This window comes from Ekhidna sp. ABH4_415, from assembly GCF_056161305.1.
Map to the genome: position 1 here is coordinate 98,206 of NZ_JBSWYW010000008.1, position 22,960 is coordinate 121,165.

Genomic DNA, 22,960 nt, shown 5'->3' on the forward strand with positions numbered 1-22,960 from the left:
ATTCAATTAGATATGTCAGAAGAATTAAAAGATATTAAAACACAAAAGGAGTTTGGACTAACCACCCTCTCCTTGAAAAACCGAACCACGGTATATGTGCTAACATTCATTGTAATAGCCGCAGGTTTGTTTTCATATATCAGCCTTCCAAAGGAAAGTTTTCCTGAGATTAGGCAGCCAGTGGTATATGTAGGAACTCCATATCCGGGCAACTCGCCGCTGGACATGGAAAACCTGATCACTCGACCGATCGAGAATGAGCTCAACTCTATTTCTGAGGCCGATTTGATTAAATCCACTTCTGTTCAGGATTACTCCACCATCATCGTTGAGTTTACACCCGAAACGGATGTAGAGGATGCCCTCACTAAGGTGAAAGATGCGGTGGATAGAGCTAAGCCCGAATTACCATCCGATCTGGAACAGGATCCGAATGTGTTTGACATGAACTTTTCAGAGTTCCCGATTCTGAATATCAATCTGTCGGGCGATTACAGTATGACGGACCTGAATGAATATGCAGAATACCTGGAAGAGGAAATTGAAAAGCTGTCAGAGATATCAAAGGTTGAAATTAGAGGTATCGACGAGCGTGAAGTTCGAATTAGTGTAGATCCATACCAGATGGAGGCACGTGAGGTAAACTTTGGAGATATCGAGCAGGCAGTAGCCAGCGAGAATATTACCTTATCCGGTGGAACATACAGAGAAGGAGATATCAGAAGAACCATCCGAGTGGTTGGTGAATTTGAAGAGCCTGAAGAGATATTGGATGTAGTGGTGAAAGCGGAGAATGGCAACATTGTCTACCTGAAGGATATTGCTGATGTTTCTTTCGATTATGTAGAGAAGAAGAGCTATGCGCGCCTTTACACTAACCCGGTGGTCATGGTGGATGTGATCAAAAGAAGCGGTGAGAACCTCTTGATTGCAACTGAAAAGATCAATGCCATTTTAGAAGAAGCAAGAGAAGAAATCTTCCCGGATGATTTGATTGTAACGAAAACAAACGATCAGTCGCAACAAACACGCGACATGGTGGATAGCCTTGAGAACAACATCATCTCCGGGGTGATTCTGGTTGTTTTAGTGCTTCTTTTCTTTCTGGGCCCAAGAAATGCACTGTTTGTAGGGATAGCTATTCCGCTTTCCATGTTCATATCGTTCATGATTTTAGGAATGTTTGGTATCACCATTAACATGATGGTATTATTCTCATTAATCATGGCACTCGGTATGTTGGTGGATAATGGTATTGTGGTGGTTGAGAACGTTTATCGTTTGCGAGAGGAAGGACTTTCCGCTTTTGAAGCTACCAAAAATGGTGTTGGAGAAGTGGCACTACCAATTATTGCTTCTACTGCCACAACTTTGGCAGCTTTCCTTCCTTTGGCATTTTGGCCGGGTATTATGGGAGAGTTTATGAAATACCTGCCGATTACATTAATGATTACTCTTGGTTCTTCATTATTTGTAGCATTGGTGATCAACCCTGTATTAATCAAATCTTTCATGAAAGTAGATACAGGAGAAATCAGAAAGAAACGTGTGTTGATTTTTGCTTCTGTGGCGATTGGGCTAGGCCTTTTACTCGCTTTCGCTAAGGTGACCGTTTTGAGTAATCTGCTTATCATTTCCGGAGCAATAACCTTCCTGAACATCTATGTCTTAACACCTCTTTCCAGAAGGTTTCAAAACTTCCTGCCAAGGATAGAAGGGATATATAAGAGCACTTTGAAGTTTGCGATCAAAGGATGGCATCCTTACTTGTTCTTCTGGGGCACTGTTGTTCTGATGGTAGTTTCGATTGGAATCTTTGGTTCAGTGCTTATGTCACCGTCCAAACCAAATCTGGAATACTTCCCAAAAACAGACCCTTTATATGTCAATGTGTTCATTGAGTTTCCTGTAGGCACAGATATAGAAACCACTAACGAGTTTACTCAGGATATTGAACGAAAGGTGATTGAGCTGGTCAAACCCTACGAAAGCATTGTAGAGTCTGTTATTGCTAATGTTGGTTCCGGAACATCGGATCCGAATGACCCATCAGCTTTTGGTGAGCAGGACACACCAAATAAAGCACGTATCACTGTGAACTTCGTTGAGTTCAAAAATCGAGGTGGCATTGATACTAAAGAAATATTGAATGAAATACGCGATTCAGTTGGTGATTATCCAGGAGTGGCTGTTACTGTTGACCAAAACTCAGATGGACCCCCAACTGGTAAGCCTATCAGCATTGAGGTTTCCGGTAAGGAGTATGCCACATTGATTGAGATTACTGAGGATATGAAAAACCTGATCAATGAATCTGGTATCCAGGGCATTGAGAAGTTGAAGACCGATCTACAAACTGGTAAACCTGAGCTTGTTGTGAATATTGACAGAGAAAAAGCCAGACGTTTCGGGTTGTCTACCTCCAGCATTGCGATGGAAGTGCGAACAGCACTTTTTGGAAAGGAAATTTCGAAGTATAAAGAAGGTGAGGATGATTACGAAATCCAGTTGAGATTGAAGGATCAGTATCGATACGACATTGATGCTTTGATGAACAAGAGTATTGTATTTAGGGATCAGACCTCCGGCCAAATGAAAAGCGTGCCAATTTCTTCGGTTGCTCAAGCTGAGCTTTCATCGACTTATGGATCGATTAAACGTCAGGATTTAAGGAGACAAGTGATCATTAGTTCGAATGTGGAGGCGGGCTACAACCCAACGCAGATCAACAATGAGATCAAGGAATTGCTGGCAGACTTTGATATGCCTCCGGGCTATGAATTTAAGTTTGGTGGTGAGCAGGAAAAACAAGCAGAAGAATTTGAGTTCTTGAGTACAGCACTAATGATTGCAGTATTCACCATATTCCTCATCATCGTATCACAGTTCAATAAGGTTACAACCCCGTTCATTATCATGATGTCTGTACTTTTCAGTACCATTGGAGTTTTCCTTGGGCTTGTTATTTTCAAGATGAACTTTGTGGTGATTATGACCATGATTGGTATCATTTCATTGGCCGGGATCGTAGTAAATAATGCTATTGTATTGATCGACTTTATTGAACTAAGTAGAAATAGGCTCAGGGCAGAAACAGGTGTAGATAAGCTTTCGATGGAGAAAATAAAAGAGGCAATTATTAGCGCAGGTGTGACGAGATTACGTCCGGTGCTCTTAACTGCCATCACGACCATCCTCGGCTTAATTCCCTTGGCAGTTGGAATCAACATTGACTTCATCAAATTCTTAAGTACATACGATGCTGATTTCTTCCTGGGTGGAGACAATGTGGCATTTTGGGGACCCATGTCGTGGACCATCATTTTTGGTCTAACCTTTGCTACGTTCCTTACGTTAGTAATCGTACCATTAATGTATTTATTCTTCGCAAGAATTAATCGTCGGTTAGGTTTAAGTTAATAGTATATCCCCTCGGTTTCCGGGGGGATTTTTTGTGATATGAGTCGAGTGTATTTTGTCTTTTTTTTAGTGTCTGTTTACCTGGTATTAGACATCTATGTTTTTGTCGCTGTTCGGTCATTAACGGAGAGTTTAAGCCCGGCCTGGAGGAAGACCATTTGGATTGCCTACTGGGTATTAAGTATCGGCTCTTTGGTTGGTGTCCTTCTTTACAGGCAGATAGACCCTAAGCAATTTCAAAACCTGCGACTATATATAACAACCTTCTTCTTTGTACTTTTTATTGGCAAGCTTTTTAGTGCCGTCTTTTTGCTTCTCGATGACATCAGAAGAGGAATAACCTGGTTGGTCAATATCTTCCCATTTACCGAAGAGGATCACTCAACTTCTCGTTCCGATTTCATGCAGAAGTCTGCGTTGATTGCAGGAGCTATTCCAATTGCCACCATGTCTTTTGGAGTTATTTCGGGAGCTCACGATTACCGAATACGTAAACGTGTGATTTACTCACCCAACCTGCCAAAAGCGTTCGATGGAATTCGAGTTGCACAGATTTCGGATATCCATACTGGTAGTTTTTTTAATAAAACGGCCGTAGAGGGAGGGGTAGATATGCTATTGGGGCAAAAGCCGGATATTGCCTTTTTTACCGGCGATCTGGTGAATAACCGTAGTGAGGAGGCCAAGGACTACCTCGATATTTTTAAGCGGGTGAAAGCACCATTGGGAGTGTTTTCTGTGATGGGCAATCACGATTATGGAGATTATACTAACTGGACGTCCGAGGCAGCCAAACAAAAGGATATCAAAAGGCTGCACGAGATGCACGCCTATATGGGTTACGATCTGCTATTAAATGAAAACAGAACGGTAAAAGTGGATGGAGAAGAAATTGCCATTTTAGGTTGTGAAAACTGGGGAGCAGGAAGGTTTTCTAAGTATGGTGATATGTCAAAGACGATCGAAGGAGCAGAAGAAATGCCTTATAAACTCTTGCTGTCTCACGATCCCAGTCATTGGGATGCGCAGATAAGACCCAGCTACCCGGATATCGATTTGATGCTGGCAGGGCATACCCACGGCATGCAGTTTGGGGTGGAAATAGGAGACTTCAGATGGAGTCCGGTTCAATACAGGTACAAGCAGTGGGCGGACCATTATCAGGAAGGAGATCAGTCATTATATGTAAATCGTGGCTATGGATTTATCGGATATCCGGGAAGAATTGGTATACTACCAGAAATAACCATTCTGGAATTAAAAAAAGCTTAAGTAGGGGACATGCAGAAACGATTGTTATATCGTATATATCTTCATGTCATAGGATGATAGGTGATTTTTACAGGTGATTAGGTGAAAAGGGGCTGAGGAGCCCCTTTTTCTTTGAAAACCAGCCAAGTGAAGGTTTTCTTTTTATCTTTTCGGGAAATCTGCAGACAATGAAAGAAAAACTGAATCAAGTTCAGAAGTTTATTGAAGTAGACCTATGGCGGTTGAGACTCAGATCCCTTCCTAAACGCAAACGGTATATTTTCGCATTCATCCGAATTTGGGTTATCGCAATTAAAGAGTTTATCAATGATAAATGCGCTGAGAAAGCATCAGCACTTACGTATTTGTCTATGCTTTCATTGGTGCCAGTACTTGCTCTTTTATTCGCTATTGCGAAGGCCTTTGGTATTAGAGGACTGGTCGAAAGTGAGTTGGAACTATATTTCAAAGGGCAAACAGAGGTTCTGGAACAAGTAATACCTTTCGTTGAAAATATTCTATCCGTTAAAGGAGGAGGTATTATTGCTATTAGCTCGGCAGTGTTTTTATTGTATACAGTCATTCGCCTGCTCATGAATATTGAAGAGGCATTTAATGACATGTGGGACATAAAAAAAAGCAGAAGATGGGAACGGAAGATATCTGATTATGTAGCGGTAATACTACTCGGCCCAATATTGATGATCGTAGCTAGTACAGCTACTGTTTTTGTGAAAGATACATTCCAGGATTTCATTGCGAGTATAGAGTTTTTGGGAGAGTTTAGATCTGGGATCATCTTTTTTATAACGTTAATTCCATATACTATTTTATGGGTTCTCCTTTTTGGACTATACCTGATTTTCCCCAATACACGAGTTAAGTTTTTCCCTGCTTTGCTGGGAGGCATCATTGCTGGAACGCTTTACGTGCTAAATCAACAGGCATTTATCTCTTTGCAGTTTGCTTTTGCGAGATATGATGCGATTTACGGAAGTATAGCATTTCTTCCGTTATTCTTGATATGGCTTCAGATTAGTTGGCTTATAGTGCTATTTGGTGCAGAAATATGCTACGGGGCACAGTATATAGATCAGTGGGAAATGAATTCTGAAAAACTGAAAGTGAGCCTAAGTCACCGAAGAAAACTTGTGTTGCTTTTGCTTTACCGTGTGGTCAAAAAATTTGAGAAAGGAGATGGCGTAATGACTCTGAATGAACTTGCTGGATATGTCAATATTCCCAGGAAGTATGTCGTGGATATTTCATACGAATTGGAGCGTTCCGGACTCATAACCAGAGTTGAAGCTGATGATGTAGCTTATCAACCTAGTTTTGATATTCACAAAATGGATTTATATACAGTTTTGGATAAGTATGAGAAAGAGGGAATGGGGGACTTTGATCCTCGTAAATCAAAAGCATTCGTAGCTATAGAGGGTGCTTTGAAGAAAATAGAAGAGAAATGGAAATCCAGTGATAGCAATGTCTTATTAAAAGACTTATGATTTGCGTTGCTTGAAAGACCAGGTAAATTCAAACTCTGAAACCACCGTACCATCTTTCATTTTCCCAACCGTCTTCAATGTGGCTTCTGCAGATTCTCCGCTTGCAATGCATTTTTCCACGGCTTTAAAAGCTTTTGCCCCGTCCTCGCAGGTAAAGTAAACACGATCGGTTGCTTTCTTGGTAAATGTGGCTTTAAGGTCTACGATAATAAATGCAACTGATGGCTTTTGACCAGTAATTGCCAGTAAACACGGAGTAGCTGTTGAAAGCTCTGCAGCCATACTTTGAACAGCAAAATAGGTGGATTTAAATGGGTTTTTATTCAGGTATTTAAACGGAACAGAAGTTGTGCATTTTTCTTTGTCTAAATCTCTCACACGCAGACCAGCTATCCAACCCATTGGTAGGCTTTTCATCAGGAAGAGCGGAAACATAAATCCACTGGTTACCTGCTGGGCTAGCTTTTGTTGTTTAGAACTTAGAGACATCCAGTGTGTTGTTTTTCTCGTTTTCCAGGATCTTCTTTTTCTCCCGGTTCATAAAGTAGCTTTCCAGTGCACCTTCAGAAAATTTAATGAGCAGAAAGAGCACTCCTAACACACCTAAGCTAACAAATTGTGTATCAAAAAACTGGTCAATAATCGGTTCCAGAAGGAGTTGCTCAAGAATGAAGAGAACGACAGCTACTGTCAATAAAATGGTAGAAGCTTTTCTTCCTACTTTGGCTTTGGCTAACTGTGTTACAGTATCAGCTAATTGCACATTTTTATCTTTGATTTCTTCGTTTTGTTCACGGATCTGCATGTTGGCATTATCCAACTTCTTCTGCAGTCTGTCCGAAACTCGTGTGATTACTTTAGCTTGCGCAACCAGCTCTTCATACTCATCTGAAAATGCGTCCAGGTCTTCTTTGTAGATTGCATGTGTCTCAATCTTTGCTCTGAACTTCCTGAGACTATTTATCTCGTCATAATAAAGCTCCTGGTTTTTATCCATTTATTTTAGGCGATCATAAGTCTTCTTCCTCTATTTCAAAGAAGTTGAAATTTAAATCCAGCAGATCACTGTAGTCTTCACCTGCTTCCATCATATCATCATCTCCCTCCTCGAAATACCAATTTATCGTGATCTTTCTACCACTATCTTCAATTTTACTCAAACGCTTGAAAACATCAAAGAGACACTTTGAGGAGCTTGTGTTAAAATATTCGAATGCAATATTTGTAGTGAACTCAGGACCTCCGGAAACACAGTATTCATCAAGGTTGTCCAGAATCTTCTGATAGAACTGAATGGAATTTTCAGGACTGGATCTCCCTTTCATTTCCAGCAAACCTTCGTCTGGATCAAAATTGATCAGGGGAGTTGTTCTTGTTGGTTCGATGAATACTTTTTCCATAAATTCCTCTACGGTTTGTAAGTTAATCTTTTAGTCCTATCCTTCAATCCTTGGTAATCTAATTTGAAAAGTAAAATAGCTCACCTTGTCAGTCACCGGTTGAAATTTATATCTCAGCTTTTGTCCGCCCGTCTTTCGGGCTATATCAATGAAACCAAGACCACCAGTTCCTTTATCAGAAAATTCTTGCTCCGCAAGTACTCTTTTATAAAGGGCTCTTAACTCATCCGCATCTACTGCATTGATATCATCTAGTCGTTTTTGTATTTCTTTTGTCTTTTCCGACGGGATGTAGTTGCCCGTTTGCAGGCTGTAAAATCTCTTTCTTGCAGCGATCATGATAAGAGCTGAGTTGGAATCATAACTACTCACTTTCATGTCATCCGCATTCACCTCATCCAGGTGATAATAAAGGTTTTGAATACACTCCGTTGCTACATTATAAAACTTCTTTTTGACCTTTCTGTTTTCTTCCAGCTCCTCTAGTCTTTCCTCCAGCGTCCCTATCATGGCTGTCACCAGATCAAAGGTCAATTCGCCCTTGAACATCAGGATAATGTTTTGGTCATAAATGTTTTTGTAGCTCCTCAGATAATCCATAAATAGGGGTCAATTTTCTTTGGGCTGGAAAAGTAAGAACTAATGACTAATTAAACCAAATGTTTAATCACCTAAAACTTTGTGGTGATAATCAATCGATTAAGGTCGCCAGCATTCCAACCCTCAATTATTCTCACAGGCAAAATTATGTTCTTTAATAGACTTAGGGGATTAAAAACATATTAAAAGACAAATTATGCTTTTCTTTATTACATTAGTGAGGGTGGGGAGTGCCGAAAACAGCCTAGGTATTATTGTTAGGCGTTCCTAGAGGTAAATCAGTATAAAAATGTGATATTTCCAATAATACTATTTTTGATATAGATTTGAGGGACTTGCTAATAGGATTTTTTTAATTCATTCAGCTAAATAGAGATTAACTAGTTAAGAGTTTAACCAACTATGTTTAAGGTATGTTAAAGAAGGATTTGTATTCCAATGTCTATATTCTTACGGCATTGGTTATGATAGGGGCGGTTGCTTACTACGTCTTTGTCCTCCAGAAAGAGATTAAAGACTCTTTCAATCAGGATCCACAGATAGTTCAGATTTCTGCCGACCAGGCTGCTAAAGGCCAACAAATTGTTAAGGCAGCTATTGGTATGGGGTATGCACGAAATCAGGGGCAGTTTGATTATTTTAAAAACGAACTAAAAAGGGTGTATCCACAATGGGTAAAAGGTCATCAGGCCCTTATAAGTGGAGATAAGGATCTTAACATATCTCAACCATCTCAAACAGATGAATACGTCAACTTACAAGATGAACTGAAGTTTCTCTTCTTTGATATGAACAGCAATACCTCCAATGTTATGGATGTATCCTTTTCGTTGGATGAAGGGAACATCAATCGCATATCATTAAGGAAATCAATCGAAGGATTAGTTAATGCTGTGAGAGCCTATGAAGAGGGTATGGACAACATTACCAGTTATTTTGTAGACAATGCACAGAATAGAGGAGCAAGTATTGGACTTGCCGAGTATGTCGGCTTTTCGATTTTCATCGGAATTTTCCTTGTTCAGGGATTTTTCATTTTCAGGCCATTGGTTAAGCTGGCTAGTGAAAACTACCTGTCGGCGAACAAAGCGTTTGTGAAAGTGAAGAAATCGGAGCAGCAGCTTAAAATCAACTTCCAGAAACAAAAACTTATTAATAAGAAACTTTATCTCTCCCGAAAAGAGCTGGAAGAGAAAAACCAAAAACTAGAGGAATCTGAGGCTAAGTTGCTCAAATCTTCTGAAGAGCAGATCAAGATCAACGAACGGTTGATTGCCGCTCAGGATGAGCTGAATCTGGCATATAAGAAACTTCAGGATTCTGAAGTGGAGATCAGAGAGTTGGCAGATAAGCAATTGCAGGATAATGAAAAACTATTCCTTGCAGAGAAGAAGCTACAAGCCACACTTGAGAAAGAGCAGAAGTCTAAAGAAGAACTGGCCAACGCTCTTAATTCATTGAAGAGTGCTCAGTCTCAATTAGTACACTCTGAAAAGATGGCGTCATTGGGTCAGCTTACCGCTGGAATTGCACATGAGATCAACAACCCGATCAACTTTATTTCAAGTGGTATGGTGTCTTTAAAAATGTCTATTGAAGCAATGCGTGATATCGCTGAGGAGTATACCAGGCTGGATGATGGAGAAGATGCCAAGGACGTACTTGAGTCCGTAAAAGAACTTAAGGAAGAGCATGAATATGACGAAATAGTTGATGAATTGGATGATCTAATCAATGATATCAATTATGGTGTGCAGCGAACCATCGAGATTGTGAAAGGTCTGCGGGTATTCTCCAGGCTGGATGAAGAAGAAGCGAAGAATGCGAACGTTAATGAAAACATTGATGCGACGCTTACACTGCTTAGAAACAAGACCAAAGGTAAGATTGAGATCACCAAGCATTATGATGAGAGTATGCATGATATTGAATGTTATCCTGGGCAGTTAAATCAGGTATTCATGAATATACTGAATAATGCAGTTCAAGCAATGCCAGAGGAAAAGAAAGATGCAGAAATCACCATTTATACAGAGGAAGCTGATAACGAAGTTTATGTGAGAATAAAGGATAATGGTGTGGGTATTCCTGACGAAATTAAAAACAGAATTTGGGAGCCTTTCTTTACCACCAAGGAGGTAGGTGTAGGAACCGGATTAGGAATGTCTATAACGTACGGTATTGTTGAGAAACACGGGGGTAAGATTGACCTTGCCAGTGAGGTAGGTAAGGGTACGGAGTTTGTGATTACATTACCTAAGAAAATCACCCCAATTAAAAAGAAAGAAGACAAAGAGGTAGCAGAGAGTAATTAAAACTTTAACAACTAATTAGACCCGGGAAGGATGGAAGAGACTCAAGACCAGCAACAGATTGATCGACCAAAAGAAAAAAAGAAGTTTTCGCTTCTTTATGTAGATGATGAGGCTACAAACCTTCGGGTTTTCAAAGCCAATTTCAGAAAATTCTACAATGTTCACACCTCGACTAACCCAATTGAGGCGATTGATATTTTGGATCAGGAAGATATTCAGGTGATCGTTACTGATCAGCGAATGCCGGAAATGACCGGCACACAATTTTTGGAGAAGATTCTTCCTAATCATCCGGATGTCATCAAAATTATTTTGACTGGGTTTACAGACATAGAGGCGATCAAGGATGGTATCAATAGATGTGGCATCTATAAATACATCACCAAACCCTGGAATTTTGACGAAATGAAGGGGGTACTCGAGAGAGCAATAGAGACCTACCAACAAGCAGCTGAAAGTGAAGAGCACATTAAAGAACTTGAAGATAGCAATGTAGAACTTGAAACCAGAGTAAGAGCGAGAACTGAGGAGTTGAATAAGATTAACAAAAGATTGATCGATAGTATACGATATGCTGGATTACTTCAACAATCCATGCTGCCAAACGATCGATATCTAAGCCGTCAGTTTAAAGATCACTTCGTCATTTTTGAAACAAAGTATCTTTTTAGTGAAGAGTTTGTCTGGACCACACGGCTTAATTTCCGATCTGAAGATTATACCGTGGTTTCATTAATTGAATTTGACGGGAAAGGGATAGTTGGTTCTTTAAAGACGCTAATAGCTGACTCAGTATTGAACTACCTCACGCATGATAGAAAGATTTTCCATTCTGGAGAGATCATAAATGAGCTAAAGTACGAGTTAGATGCTGCCGGATCAGACGAACTTCAATGCGACATTAAAGTTTCTGTCGCAGTATTTGATCATAACGCAAATACATTACAATTTAGCGGCATTAATCAAGATATGCTGGTCTTCAATGATCAAAAGACCACTCTATTGAAAGGAGAAGAGAGTGATCATTTTGAGGACGCAATCGCTGACAAAATACCAATTGAACCGGGAGCTTCATACTACATGTATTCCAACGGATATTACAATCAGGAGAATGAGGACGGAGTTAAGTTTACCTATGAAAAATACGAGGAAATGCTTAAGTCTATTCAGGACAAACCTATGAGTGAGCAGCGAGATTTCTTGATGAGTAATTTACAAACGTGGAAAGCAGGATCAAGCCTTAATGACGATATTTCGATCATAGGCTTTAAACTCTAAATTTTTGGGATGGCAAAGGCGAGCAGTTTTAAAAATTGGTGCACCAACAATATAAGTCCGCAATCATGGACACGCATATGCCTGAAGTGCGTAGATGAAATACGAGGTAAAGGACATACGCTGAAGGAAATGGAGGATCTCAATCCTGATGTAGAAATAGACGATGAGCTACTTGATGCACTTAATGCTGCTCTTTCTGAACTCTATGAAATGACTGTAGATGAGGAGCTACTTGCTACCCATTAACGAGTAGTCTATTATTTAATTTCGAATCCCAGCACACAGACATCATCTGTCTGACTGGTATTCTTTGACCATTCTGCGAAGGTTCCTTCAATGATTTTCTGCTGCTCCAGTATTGGCTTATCGGATGAGCTTTCGATGAGCTTATTAAAATTCTTAGACATAAACTTTTTGTCAAACTCCCCTCCAAATTGATCCTGAAAACCATCAGAAGAAAGGAAGATACGATCTTTTACATCTAGCTGAATCACTTCTTTCGTAAGCTGAGCGTGTACTTCTTGTTCATCCCCTTCAATACCACCAACCATCTGTCTGGGCGTTTTATATATCGTTAGCTCTTTGTCTCCATGTTTCATGAGTCTTAGTGGAATCCCAGCTCCTGCGAATTCCATTTTTAAAGTGTCAAGATCAATCACACAGATGCCAATTTCCATACCATCCCGATTTACCTCTTCTGTTTCTCTTTGTAGCTCAAATTTGATTACTTTATCCAGTCTCGAAATGATTTTTTTCGGATCGAGGTAATTTTGATAATAAACAATATTAGTTAGCTGATTACTACCCATGATCGACATGATGGCTCCCGGAACTCCGTGACCGGTACAGTCACCACATGCAATAATCATAAACTCATTATTTCCTCTTCTCACTCGCTCAAACCAATAAAAATCACCTCCAATAATATCCTTGGGTCGATACATTACAAAGGAATCCGGGAATACACTTTGTAGCGTACTTAATGGTGGAAGTGTGGATCTTTGGATACGTTCTGCATAGCTTATACTGTCTCGTATCTGTGAGGAAACGGACACCAGCTGGTTCTTCTGCATTTCAATTTGAGTCTTCTGATCAATTAGCTGCTTGTTGGTTTGTCGCTGCTCATCAATCTGACCAATGAGATTTTGTGACATCATGGCCATTTGCTTTGCCAGTTTGCCGATTTCATCTTTTGACCCTGTTGGCAATTCTACATCCAGGTTGCCTTTACCCAGCTCTTCAGCTGCATTGCTAAGTTTTACTATTGGTTTTACAAAGAAGTTGGCAGCCACCAATGCCATTATAATAGTCAAAGCCAGTACAGGCAATACAGCCCATAAAATTTGGTTTCTAATTTGAGCTAAAGGAAAGTAAGCCCTCTCTTTCGGAATACTCAAAATTAAGGTCCAGTCGTTCCCTTGAAAAGAAAGGTAGTTAGTATCATGAGTAACAAAATATAGCTTATCCTGAGTCTCCAGAAAGTTTACTCCAGGTTCCTCTAGTGAAGATATAAGGTCATATTCACTGTATGTTGTGGTCAGAATGCTGGATGGATCTAAGTTAGAGTATAGAATCGTCCCTTCACTGTCAATGAGGTGGATGTCTAGGTTTCTGGAGTTATCAGAACTAAGTGAATATTCACCCACAATTTTAAAAAGCTCATCTACCAAAATCCTGCCGACTAAAACGCCAGTCTCATTGTTATCATTGAGATCAGTTACTTTGGTTGCAAAATGCATCACAACGCGACCTACTGATTCCGATTTTGACACATCGACTGATGATTCCTCACCTGATTGAAGTTTGCTCCAGTATGGAGTTATTGGGTGTTGCTTACCTATCGATAAACGTTTGCTATCTGCGATCCTAAACCTATTCGTATCAAAAAAAGAAAATGAATAGTAAAGGTCATTTAGGTTTTCAAGTTCTTGTAGTCGTTGAGTAAGTATCTCAGGGTTGTTATTGGCGGTTCTGAAATAAGGGTTTTTTGCTGCCATTCGAACATCGTTCAGTCTGGAAAACATGAATCGACCAATATCAGCACTTATACCTTTGGATTGCTGAGTCATACTAGCAACGATCTCCTCTTTAAAGGTTTGCTCTACTCTTTGATCAGCAAAAAATGAAAGAACGCCTGCGGTGAATAATACCAAAAAAAGACAGAGTATGGTTAGTTTGGCGTATATGTTCATAAAATGATTTTCTCCGTTTGGTCAGTAAAAATAAATCTTTTCACTCTGCTAATCTATGAGATATGATTGATAAGTCAATAATCGATTTCATGCCTTCTTACAGTCAAGAGTATTATCTTCGCTATTGATTAAACTTAACCACCAATGAAGTTTATAATATCCGCCTGCATAGTATTTGCTACTTTCTCGTTGAAATCTCAAAATCTAACTACCTACAGGAGCGCTCGTTCTGTTGATGAAACGGTAGATAGAATTGTTGAAATTATCAAAAAGAAAAAACTGGCCTATTTCGAAACGGTAGAACACGATAAAGTGGCCAAAGAATATGGAGTAGAGATACCCCCCACACGCATGATTTTATTCGAGGACCCAAATCTAATGATCGAACTAATTGCCTGTAGGCAAACGACTGCATTGGATCTTCCAATGCGAATTCTTGTTTGGGAGGAGCACGGTGACGTATACGTTGGATTTTTTGATCCTAAAGTGATGAAAAAGCGATTCATGCTTCACGAATGTGATGATGTCATCACCAGCATGTCTCGACTGAAAATACGTGTAGTTAACGAAGCGCTTCGGGAGGGAGATTAAGAGGGATTGCCCATCTTACTTCATCCCATCTGAATTTCAGAGAATCTTCTGCGAAATAAAAAAGCATTCGTTCCTGTGATTGATCTGCATATCGTGGGATCACTTTAAGCCTGAAAGCATCCAGAGAGTCTTTGTAATTGTAAGATCCCCATTGATCCCATTCTGAATTGAATATGACAGTCCATTCACTCTCATCAGGAATAGTGAAAAGTGAATAACTACCACTGTCCAATAGAAATGTATCAACCATAATATCAGCATCAAATGAAACATAGGTGGCATTATTGGCACCTGTTCTCCATATTTTACCATAAGGGACCAGAAAATCAGATCCCTCACCAAAAATCCTACGATCCTTCACTCCGGGGCTGCTAAACTCAATGTATGCATCAATGCCATGAACTGAGGCACTGTCCGATCTCAGCGGAGAGGGACGATTCTGTGGATCAGAAGTACATCCACTTTGAGCAACTGCGATAATCGTTGCGAAAATGATTAATACTGAATTTGAACGAAAATATGTCCGAATTTGAAATACTGATTTCATTGGGATAGACGATAACGTACTGAATAATAGTATGTTACAAAATTGGGTATATTATTTGCCGATTGAATATAAAAACTATTCATCATATGGGAATAATAGGCATTGAAATACCGCAATTAAACGAAGAACAGGACATAGAAGTTGAAGTTCGTGTAAACGGAATTAAAAAACAATATCAGTATCGGGTAGAAATTTTTCACTGGGATGACTGTCCTTACCCAACAGAAGATCGAGTGGAATGTATTCGTCAGTTGGTTAATGGTTATGACAAAAACTGGGATCTGGCCCACATCGGAATACCTACCGATGACTACATTCCAATCACATTTCGTAAACGCCGCTAGAAGGGCAGATCATCATCTTTTGAGAAGTCTTCTTTTGCCCATTCCTGAGATGGAGGTGGAGGTGTCTCAGGCATACCACCAGATTTTTTATCTATTCGCCACGCCTGTAGGCTATTGAAGTATTTTACTTCTCCTTTAGGATCCGTCCATTTTCTTCCTTTAAGGTTAAAGTTTACTGAAACTTCATCACCTATCTCCAGACTATCCAATTGTTCGCAATTGCTTTGAATTAATTCAAACTTAATGAACTCCGGATACTGAGGGTTTTCAGCATACTCCAATACAAATTCCCTTTTCTTAAATGTGTCTTTGATGTTTTGTGTGTCGTACTTCTCTACGATCTTACCTTCTACAATCATGTGAATTACTACGTTTTCATTGAACTGGAAAAAAGTTCGAAGTTAAGGATCAATTAGATCAATGTCTGTGGTTTTTTACTACAAACCCTTCTTCAGCGCTAAACTATTATTCATTTTTGATAGTTCAATTTGCAAGTATGAAAAAGTCTAAGAAATATTTTCTGATCGGAGCTGTCATTTTTGTGATTATCATGATAATCATAGCTGTCGATATAAGTAGCAGGACTGTAGCCCCATGGGAGAAAGAAAAAACTGAACAATCGAATGAGCAATAATAAGGTAGATATCTCCAAAATAGACCTGGAAAAGGAAAGGGAAAAGATAACCGACTTGCCAGGACTGATCGAATATGCACATCATGCAGGTAGTGCTATCATCAAGCCGGAGGATAAAGGAAGAATAAAGGGAAATGCCGTTGCAGCCATGCACGATCAGACCGATCGTCAGTTCCGGCAACTATACGAACAAATGCAGACCCTGATCGAACAGGCGAAATACTTACAAAGTAGAGTAGAAGTATCAGAGCGCATTTACCAGGCGAATGTCCCTTTTCAGCCGGTGGTTGGAAAAATATATTTCCTATATAAAAAGAAGGACGGTACAGACCTTTTATCCATGATAAGTCCGGATGAGTGGGGAAATAGCTTTCCATATGAGGCATTTGAAGCGGAAGTAAGGCTCATGTCGGATCATACCTGGGAAATAGTAAAGACGAATAATCAGGATTATCAATATTAAATCCTAACCATTGCTTTTTTTCGTTTGTTAAGGGTGTATGATTATTACGAAATTTAAAAACATACTTATCATCTCACTAATAGCAACGTGTGTGCTTATGGAGAGCTGCAGCAACAATACAGAGGAACCAGGTATCGACTGTTCGGAATCTGACCTACGGGTGGAGGTTGTATCATTCACCAAATCGGATTGCCAGATACCCGGATCATTCGAGCTGGCGGCAAGTGGAGGTGAAGCACCTTATGAATATAGCATTGATGGAGTCGTTTTTCAGGAGTCAGCTTTTTTTGATGGATTAGTTGCAGGGGTTTATACAATATTGGTTAGGGATAATCAATCATGCACTGCTGAAATTAGATTTACCCTGGAATCCGAACCAACAGGCATAACTTTAAATCTGACCAGCACCAATACAGCATGTGGGTCTGCTTCTGGGTCTATAGAAGCAGATGCAAATGGTGGAACGGGAACTTTACAATTTTCGATTAATGAAGGCGCTTTTTCAGAGATGGCATTATTTGATAACCTTGGTAGAGGTGAATACAATATTACCGTAAAGGATGAAGAGAGCTGCGAAGTAACAAGATCCATTCAGGTAAAGACCAATACAAGTTTAGCATCTGATATAATGCCAATTATTCAAAAGGATTGTGCGATTAACGGGTGCCACAACGGTTCACAATCACCAAGGCTTATGACCGAGCAGGAAGTAATGCAAAATGCCGGAAGAATTAAATCTGAAACACAGGCCGGATCAATGCCGAGGAACCGTACATTATCAGACGAGGAAATCGAACAGATTGCTTGTTGGGTTGATGATGGGGCTCTGAATAATTAGGTACATACTTTTAATGTTGATACATTAATTAGTATATTTAGATAGCTAAATCTAAAATCTTATTCTTTTGGCATAATCTGAAAATGATGAAAAAAATACTTGCTTACTCACTCTTTGCTTCCCTGCTAATTTTTATGGGATGTTCCAATAGTAGTGAAGAGGACACAACCATAGATTGTGATGCCTCAGATTTGAGTCTACAGGTTAGTGATGTCATTAATCCTGATTGTGATAATGAAGGGGCCTTTACTTTAATTGCCTCTGGCGGCACCTCTCCTTATATGTATAGCCTGGACGATGGTGACTTTCAGTCATCAGGAGTCTTTTCAGGTTTGGTGGCAAAGACATATAATGTTGCTGTCATGGATGCAGACGGATGTGTTTTTGAAGGTACTTTTCAATTATCTGCCGGTCCGAATGGAATTACAATTTCAATAGATAAAACGAATTCAGCCTGTACCAGTAATACAGGTACAATCACTGTGAATGCTTCGGGTGGAGATGGTTCTTTTACTTATTCTCTGGATGGAGGTACTGGCCAATCAGCTAGTACATTTGAAAACGTGGGAACCGGAGACCATGAGATTGTCGTCACAGATGGTACAGGTTGTACGGTGACTTCAAATGAATACGTCAGTTCTAATATTAGTTTGTCTGGTGATATAATGCCCTTGCTACAAAGCGAATGTACATTTTCCGGTTGTCACAATGGAGACAATGGATCTGATCGAAACTGGACAGTGAAAAGCAACGTCCTAAGCAAGGCAAGTGAAATAAAATCAAGGACCCAAAGCGGGTCCATGCCTCGATCTCCAGGCCAGTTAACACAGGCTGAAATTGACATGATAGCCTGCTGGGTGGATGATGGAGCCAAAGACAATTGATGATGATAAAAAAGCTGCTTTTGCTGATTTTTATGCTGGCTTGTTTGGCCGGCTTTTCCCAGCGATATAAAACGGATAGCACGTACATTCGCTTTTTCTCTAATGCACCATTGGAAGATATCGAGGCAATCAATCAGGCTGTTTCCAGCATCATTAATGTAGAAAAAAATACGATTGTCATCGTGGTACCCATTAAATCATTTTCATTTCAAAAGAAGCTGATGCAGCAGCATTTCAACGAGAATTATTTGGAATCAGATCAGTTTCCCAACGCGATCTTTAAAGGTGAAATAAGAGGATGGGATGGCAGTATTGGTAAGGTAGAGGCTTCCGCAATCGGGACGTTGGAAGTTCATGGAGTAGAGCTGGAGAAAGAAATTTCCGGAACATTAATTTTTGAAGATAATCAAATCTTAATTGAGACTGTATTTCCAATCAAATTAGAAGATCATAAAATAAAGATACCAAAAGCGGTATTTTACAAGATTGCCGAAGAGGTAGAGGTCACTGCAAAACTTCAATACAAGCCCTATGAAAAAAATTAGTTGTCTGATATTAGTCGCCCTCAGTTTACAGGCATTTGCTCAGGAGGATGAGTTATTGGAGTTGCTGGAATCTGAACAGGCAAAGTCAGAGGGTTATGTTTCGGCTACATTTAAAAGTACACGTGTAATAAACGGTCATTCGATTGAGACGCGATCAAGTGGTGTGCTGGAATTTATCATTGGCCATCGCTTCGGTACCCTTAATTCAGGATACGAGGAGTTTTTTGGGCTCGATTTTGCAACGATAAGGCTTGGTCTGGAATACGGCCTAACGGATGATCTGAATATTGGAATCGGAAGATCATCTTTTGATAAGGTGATAGATGCCTTTCTAAAATATCGGTTTGTTCGTCAGTCGGATGATTTTCCATTTACTGCTACTGCCTTTACCAGTTTTGCCAGGAAGACAGTTGACCAGTTGGGATTGGAAGGAGTTGATAGAAATGCATACACGGCACAAGTGTTGATAGCTAGAAAATTCAATTCAAATTTAAGTTTCCAGGTAGCACCCACAGTTATTCAGCGTAACCTGGTGGCGACCACCGAGGATGATAACCTGTTGATCGCTATAGGACTAGGAGCCAGGTATAAAGTGTCTAATAGAATAGCGATAGTCACCGAGTACTATCCTCAGCTTTCGGATAAATCGGATCAGTTTCAAAATGCGTTTGCAGTAGGTGTAGATATCGAAACAGGTGGGCATGTTTTTCAACTACACTTTACCAATGCAACCCAGATGAATGAGCGAGGATTTATCGGTGAAACGATCGAAAACTTTTGGGATGGCGATATTCACTACGGGTTTAATATCACGCGGGTATTTGATTTGAAACCTACCAAACCCTAATGATTACATCTGACAATATTCTCTTATATTCAAGGGATAATTGGATTAGATGAAGCACTTCCTAATTACGCTGATATTACTGGTGGTATCCTATTGTGTCCATTCTCAGGATATAATTGTTACCAAAGATGGAGATTCGATAGCATGTCAAATTACAAGGGTTTCTGACGATTTCATTCACTTTTCAGTATTTGATAAAAGTGGGGTTTTGCTAATGCGATCCAGACTACCACTATCGGAAATAGCATCTTATGAGCAAAGTGAAACTGAAGTTGAAACGAATCAAAGTGAACCTGAGATCACCGAGCAGAATCGCTTAATCTTGCCTGATTTTAAACTTGCGAAATTCAGGCTTTCCTTAAATGCCGGATATACTTACCAGTTCGGTGGGTATGAATCCTGGCCGGATTCATACCAAAAGCAATTACAATCGTTATGGAATGTGGGAGGTGATCTTCATTATTTTCCAACAGAGGCCTTTGGTCTTGGCGTTAAGTATAATCACATTTTTACCGAAGCAGAGCAAGATTTTGATCCTCAGAGATACGGCATATCCTCTATCAGGGATGAGAAAATCAGGTTTTCGTATGCAGCCCTTTCATTGATGTATAGAAACATACTGGCCGATGATCAGATGATTCAATATTTCATTGCAGGTGGATTCATTCATTATAAAACGGATGGATTGCTTGATGGAGAACCTTACAATGAAAGAGGGGACACTTTTGGAGTGGCATTGGGAGTAACATATGATTTTCTATTGACCGAAAACTTTGGAATTGGAGCCGGAGCTGAGATCAATATTGCGAACCTTTCAGAAATAGAATCAAACGGAACTGTAATTCCAGTTGATTTTTCTATCACGAGGATAGACCTGACTCTGGGTTTACGATTCATGAAATAGCGCTAAATGGTAGCTCTTACAGCTACAATGAAATTTCTTCCCGGCGCACTGATTCCTGAGGAGTAGGGGCGGTAATGCTTATCGAGGATATTTTCAACTCCCGCATTCACATTCACATGTTCATTGATCTGGTAGCTGGATTTTAAGTTTAGCGTATACCAACCCGGGGAACCGGAATCAGTGTAGAGATAAGGCTTCCTGTCAATTTCCGAAGAAGGTATAGCATCAGCATCCCGATCGGTGTTGTATTCGATGTAAAATTCTGAACGTAGTTTTTTCTCCTGGAATGTGACCGTGGCTTTACCAAAGATTGGTGTGGTGTGCCTCAGAGGCTCATCATTTGTAATGTCTCTTCCGCCTGTATAGCTAATTGTTTTAGATATGGCCCAGTTATCAGCAACCTCGGCAGTAAAAATCATGCTGCCTCCGTAAATCTCTGCATCTCCCGTATTCACTTTCGCAAAAACATTCAATGTTTCCCCATTGATAGAGGCCGTAGAGCTACCATTTAACGTGAAAGGTCCGTCAATGATTGCGTCGTATAGTCGGCTGTGAAAAGCTACTACTTTGAACAACGATCGCTCGGTTTTTCGCTGATAGGCCAGCTCGTAACTCAGTGTATATTCCGGAGTAAGGCTGGGATTTGGTACTACCACGCTGTTCCCAACATCAAAAACTTTTCCTACATCATCTACATTAGGAGAGCGAAATCCGGTGGAAATATTATAACTGATCTTGTTGACCTCATTGAGGTTGATCGCCAACCCAAGAGATCCGTTCAATGCTGAGTTTTGAAGGTCCAAGTCAGCGGAGTTATTTGCCAATGCTCTATCATCTGTGGTGTTTGCTTTCAGGCTAATCGCATTGTATCGGATACCACTATTAAATGTTACCTGCTCCGTCAGCTCATTTACATAGCTCCCGTAAATGGCAAACGATGTGAAATCACTTCCGCCATCCGGGTAGCGACTACTTGTTTCAGAGAATGCCCCCGTTTCAATATTCTGCCTGTATGCGTCTGATGCAATATCATTATGATAAAAATCGACACCATAATACAAATTGGAACGAGCAAACTCTTTATCAAAATCAAGCGAGACGGAGTACATATCCACCTCTTCTGTTCTTGTTCGCAATCGGTCGTCACCAAAGTCCCGGTCATTTCTGCTTTCCTCAAACTTCTGGTAAGCAAGCGTTACACGGGCCTGATCAAAAAAGATATTGCTTTCATAAAAGTTTAGCTTCAGGTTGTGCATTTGCCACTCCTGCGGACCATAATACCATTCCGCTGCAGCCAGTGAGTCTGTGTTTGGTCCCAGGGTCTCAGTCAGGTTATCATAACGTGGAATGTCCGATGTGGTGCTGTAGTAAAATCCATAGCTAATGTCAGTGTTTGGGCTCAGTCTGAACTTGGCTTTGGAGATGGAATTGAACAGATCATATCCGGAGAATTTCTGCACATTGATGTCATCATTTCGAACCAGCTGATCCTGTCCATTGATTCGTTTTACGTAAAATTCACGCTCAAATTCTCCCTCGTATCCTCCGGATCGATGGCCACCTGCTCTTAAGTCGTCAAATGCTGTGAACGAGGAGGAGTGAAAAAAGGTAAACTTTTGCCTGGCCACAGAGACGTCCAGATGTCCTGTTCGTTCATTTGCAGCCGTACTGTATCGTGCCATTGCATTTCCTGAAATGTCCGTCACAGCATCAGTAGACCATTGTGGCTCGATGGTATGAAAATCCATAACACCACCAAGTGCATCACTTCCATAAATGACAGAACCAGGACCAAAAATCACTTCTGAGCTCTCCAGTGCGTTTGGATCGATATTGATGACGTTTTGCAGGTTTCCGCTTCTGAAAATGGCATTATTCATGCGCACACCATCCACAACCAAAAGAACAGAGTTGGCTGCAAACCCACGTATTTTTGGGGAGCCCCCACCCATCTGGCTTTTTTGAACGAATACTTGTCCTGAATTGGCCAGTAAATCAGCCGACGTTTGTGGGTTCTGAAACTGAATGGTTTTCTTGCTTACGGTCATGATCTGCTGAGAGACATTCTCCTCTTCCTGCTCCCATTTATTAGCAGAGATCACCACCTCATTAAACGACATGATCTTTTCTTTCAATGATACCCTAAGGTCATTACCCAGGTAGGCGATGGATTGTTGATGGAAGGAGGGGTGCTGGAAGAAAACAAGTCCCTTGGGGAAAGATGAGATATCAGCAATCCCTTTCTCATCGGTATAGGAAACATCCTCCTTATTTTCATGGTAGATGAATACATCTATAATAGGTTTACCATTAGCATCATCCACAACCAAGGCATTTTGAGCATAAGAGGAATAAGAAAGAAGTAAAAGAAAGGTAATCTTAAGATTAAGTCTCATTCA

23 protein-coding genes are annotated in these 22,960 nt (G+C 40.3%); 15 read left to right on the forward strand and 8 right to left on the reverse strand.

Annotated features, from left to right (window positions below):
- Window positions 1–12 precede the first annotated feature (12 nt).
- The 3 genes from ACXAH9_RS15055 to ACXAH9_RS15065 all read left to right on the forward strand — a co-directional run bounded on the left by ACXAH9_RS15055 (window position 13) and on the right by ACXAH9_RS15065 (window position 6,179).
- The gene (locus ACXAH9_RS15055) at window positions 13–3,420 is read left to right on the forward strand and encodes an efflux RND transporter permease subunit (protein ID WP_474895679.1); all 3,408 of its coding nucleotides are present in this window, start codon (window positions 13–15) and stop codon (window positions 3,418–3,420) included.
- Between the two features lie 39 nt (window positions 3,421–3,459).
- The gene (locus tag ACXAH9_RS15060; RefSeq protein ID WP_474895680.1) at window positions 3,460–4,692 is read left to right on the forward strand and encodes a metallophosphoesterase; all 1,233 of its coding nucleotides are present in this window, start codon (window positions 3,460–3,462) and stop codon (window positions 4,690–4,692) included.
- Window positions 4,693–4,859: 167 nt separating this feature from the next.
- Window positions 4,860–6,179 (forward strand): YihY/virulence factor BrkB family protein, encoded by a 1,320-nt coding sequence (locus tag ACXAH9_RS15065; RefSeq protein WP_474895681.1) that lies wholly within the window; start codon window positions 4,860–4,862, stop codon window positions 6,177–6,179.
- Here the strand turns inward: ACXAH9_RS15065 and ACXAH9_RS15070 are convergent.
- Genes ACXAH9_RS15070 through ACXAH9_RS15085 form a run of 4 tightly spaced genes read right to left on the reverse strand, consistent with a single transcriptional unit; the run spans window position 6,174 to window position 8,179 of the window.
- The gene (locus ACXAH9_RS15070) at window positions 6,174–6,668 is read right to left on the reverse strand and encodes a thioesterase (protein WP_474895682.1); all 495 of its coding nucleotides are present in this window, start codon (window positions 6,666–6,668) and stop codon (window positions 6,174–6,176) included. The two genes, ACXAH9_RS15065 and ACXAH9_RS15070, sit on opposite strands and share 6 nt — an antisense overlap.
- Window positions 6,652–7,176: a hypothetical protein gene (locus ACXAH9_RS15075; RefSeq protein WP_474895683.1), complete on the reverse strand. Its 525-nt coding sequence runs from the start codon at window positions 7,174–7,176 to the stop codon at window positions 6,652–6,654. The genes ACXAH9_RS15070 and ACXAH9_RS15075 overlap by 17 nt, the downstream gene beginning before the upstream one ends.
- Before the next feature lie 13 nt (window positions 7,177–7,189).
- Window positions 7,190–7,579 carry a DUF1987 domain-containing protein gene (locus ACXAH9_RS15080; RefSeq protein WP_474895684.1) on the reverse strand — a complete coding sequence of 130 codons (390 nt, stop codon included), beginning with the start codon at window positions 7,577–7,579 and terminating at the stop codon, window positions 7,190–7,192.
- A 36-nt stretch (window positions 7,580–7,615) separates the two neighbouring features.
- The gene (locus ACXAH9_RS15085) at window positions 7,616–8,179 is read right to left on the reverse strand and encodes a SiaB family protein kinase (protein ID WP_474895685.1); all 564 of its coding nucleotides are present in this window, start codon (window positions 8,177–8,179) and stop codon (window positions 7,616–7,618) included.
- Between the two features lie 413 nt (window positions 8,180–8,592).
- On the opposite strand from ACXAH9_RS15085, the gene ACXAH9_RS15090 reads away from it, so the two are divergent.
- From ACXAH9_RS15090 to ACXAH9_RS15100, 3 genes are read left to right on the forward strand one after another with little or no spacing between them, the layout of a single operon-like run.
- Window positions 8,593–10,494: a sensor histidine kinase gene (locus ACXAH9_RS15090; protein ID WP_474895686.1), complete on the forward strand. Its 1,902-nt coding sequence runs from the start codon at window positions 8,593–8,595 to the stop codon at window positions 10,492–10,494.
- 30 nt (window positions 10,495–10,524) lie between these two features.
- Entirely contained in the window at window positions 10,525–11,772 is a 1,248-nt protein-coding gene (locus ACXAH9_RS15095) for a response regulator (protein ID WP_474895687.1), read from the forward strand.
- Window positions 11,773–11,781: 9 nt separating this feature from the next.
- Complete coding sequence (locus ACXAH9_RS15100; protein WP_474895688.1) at window positions 11,782–12,018, forward strand: hypothetical protein; 237 nt, start codon at window positions 11,782–11,784, stop codon at window positions 12,016–12,018.
- Window positions 12,019–12,029: 11 nt separating this feature from the next.
- Here ACXAH9_RS15100 and ACXAH9_RS15105 read toward each other — a convergent pair whose 3' ends face one another.
- Window positions 12,030–13,964: a SpoIIE family protein phosphatase gene (locus ACXAH9_RS15105; protein WP_474895689.1), complete on the reverse strand. Its 1,935-nt coding sequence runs from the start codon at window positions 13,962–13,964 to the stop codon at window positions 12,030–12,032.
- 144 nt (window positions 13,965–14,108) lie between these two features.
- On the opposite strand from ACXAH9_RS15105, the gene ACXAH9_RS15110 reads away from it, so the two are divergent.
- Entirely contained in the window at window positions 14,109–14,555 is a 447-nt protein-coding gene (locus tag ACXAH9_RS15110) for a DUF302 domain-containing protein (protein WP_474895690.1), read from the forward strand.
- On the opposite strand, the gene ACXAH9_RS15115 is transcribed toward ACXAH9_RS15110, so the two are convergent.
- A complete protein-coding gene (locus ACXAH9_RS15115) occupies window positions 14,527–15,102 on the reverse strand; it encodes a DUF2911 domain-containing protein (RefSeq protein ID WP_474895691.1) in 576 nt (191 codons plus the stop codon). The two genes, ACXAH9_RS15110 and ACXAH9_RS15115, sit on opposite strands and share 29 nt — an antisense overlap.
- 86 nt (window positions 15,103–15,188) lie before the next feature.
- Here ACXAH9_RS15115 and ACXAH9_RS15120 point away from each other — a divergent pair, with 86 nt between their 5' ends.
- A complete protein-coding gene (locus ACXAH9_RS15120; protein ID WP_474895692.1) occupies window positions 15,189–15,446 on the forward strand; it encodes a hypothetical protein in 258 nt (85 codons plus the stop codon).
- Here ACXAH9_RS15120 and ACXAH9_RS15125 read toward each other — a convergent pair.
- The gene (locus ACXAH9_RS15125) at window positions 15,443–15,805 is read right to left on the reverse strand and encodes a DUF3127 domain-containing protein (RefSeq protein ID WP_474895693.1); all 363 of its coding nucleotides are present in this window, start codon (window positions 15,803–15,805) and stop codon (window positions 15,443–15,445) included. The two genes, ACXAH9_RS15120 and ACXAH9_RS15125, sit on opposite strands and share 4 nt — an antisense overlap.
- 137 nt (window positions 15,806–15,942) lie before the next feature.
- Between ACXAH9_RS15125 and ACXAH9_RS15130 the strand changes: the two genes are divergently transcribed.
- The 7 genes from ACXAH9_RS15130 (at window position 15,943) to ACXAH9_RS15160 (ending at window position 20,561) form a co-directional block, all read left to right on the forward strand.
- Window positions 15,943–16,080 (forward strand): hypothetical protein, encoded by a 138-nt coding sequence (locus tag ACXAH9_RS15130; protein WP_474895694.1) that lies wholly within the window; start codon window positions 15,943–15,945, stop codon window positions 16,078–16,080.
- Window positions 16,070–16,543: a DUF2452 domain-containing protein gene (locus ACXAH9_RS15135; RefSeq protein ID WP_474895695.1), complete on the forward strand. Its 474-nt coding sequence runs from the start codon at window positions 16,070–16,072 to the stop codon at window positions 16,541–16,543. The genes ACXAH9_RS15130 and ACXAH9_RS15135 overlap by 11 nt, the downstream gene beginning before the upstream one ends.
- Before the next feature lie 37 nt (window positions 16,544–16,580).
- Entirely contained in the window at window positions 16,581–17,381 is an 801-nt protein-coding gene (locus tag ACXAH9_RS15140; protein ID WP_474895696.1) for a hypothetical protein, read from the forward strand.
- 86 nt (window positions 17,382–17,467) lie between these two features.
- Window positions 17,468–18,265 carry a SprB repeat-containing protein gene (locus ACXAH9_RS15145; RefSeq protein WP_474895697.1) on the forward strand — a complete coding sequence of 266 codons (798 nt, stop codon included), beginning with the start codon at window positions 17,468–17,470 and terminating at the stop codon, window positions 18,263–18,265.
- Entirely contained in the window at window positions 18,265–18,810 is a 546-nt protein-coding gene (locus ACXAH9_RS15150) for a YceI family protein (RefSeq protein ID WP_474895698.1), read from the forward strand. Before ACXAH9_RS15145 ends, ACXAH9_RS15150 begins: the two co-directional genes overlap by 1 nt.
- Window positions 18,797–19,657, forward strand: a complete 861-nt coding sequence (locus ACXAH9_RS15155) for a DUF5777 family beta-barrel protein (protein WP_474895699.1) — start codon at window positions 18,797–18,799, stop codon at window positions 19,655–19,657. Before ACXAH9_RS15150 ends, ACXAH9_RS15155 begins: the two co-directional genes overlap by 14 nt.
- Window positions 19,658–19,706: 49 nt before the next feature.
- The gene (locus ACXAH9_RS15160; RefSeq protein ID WP_474895700.1) at window positions 19,707–20,561 is read left to right on the forward strand and encodes an outer membrane beta-barrel protein; all 855 of its coding nucleotides are present in this window, start codon (window positions 19,707–19,709) and stop codon (window positions 20,559–20,561) included.
- A 2-nt stretch (window positions 20,562–20,563) separates the two neighbouring features.
- Here ACXAH9_RS15160 and ACXAH9_RS15165 read toward each other — a convergent pair whose 3' ends face one another.
- Window positions 20,564–22,957, reverse strand: coding sequence for a TonB-dependent receptor (locus ACXAH9_RS15165; protein WP_474895701.1), 2,394 nt, complete (start codon window positions 22,955–22,957; stop codon window positions 20,564–20,566).
- Window positions 22,958–22,960 lie beyond the last annotated feature (3 nt).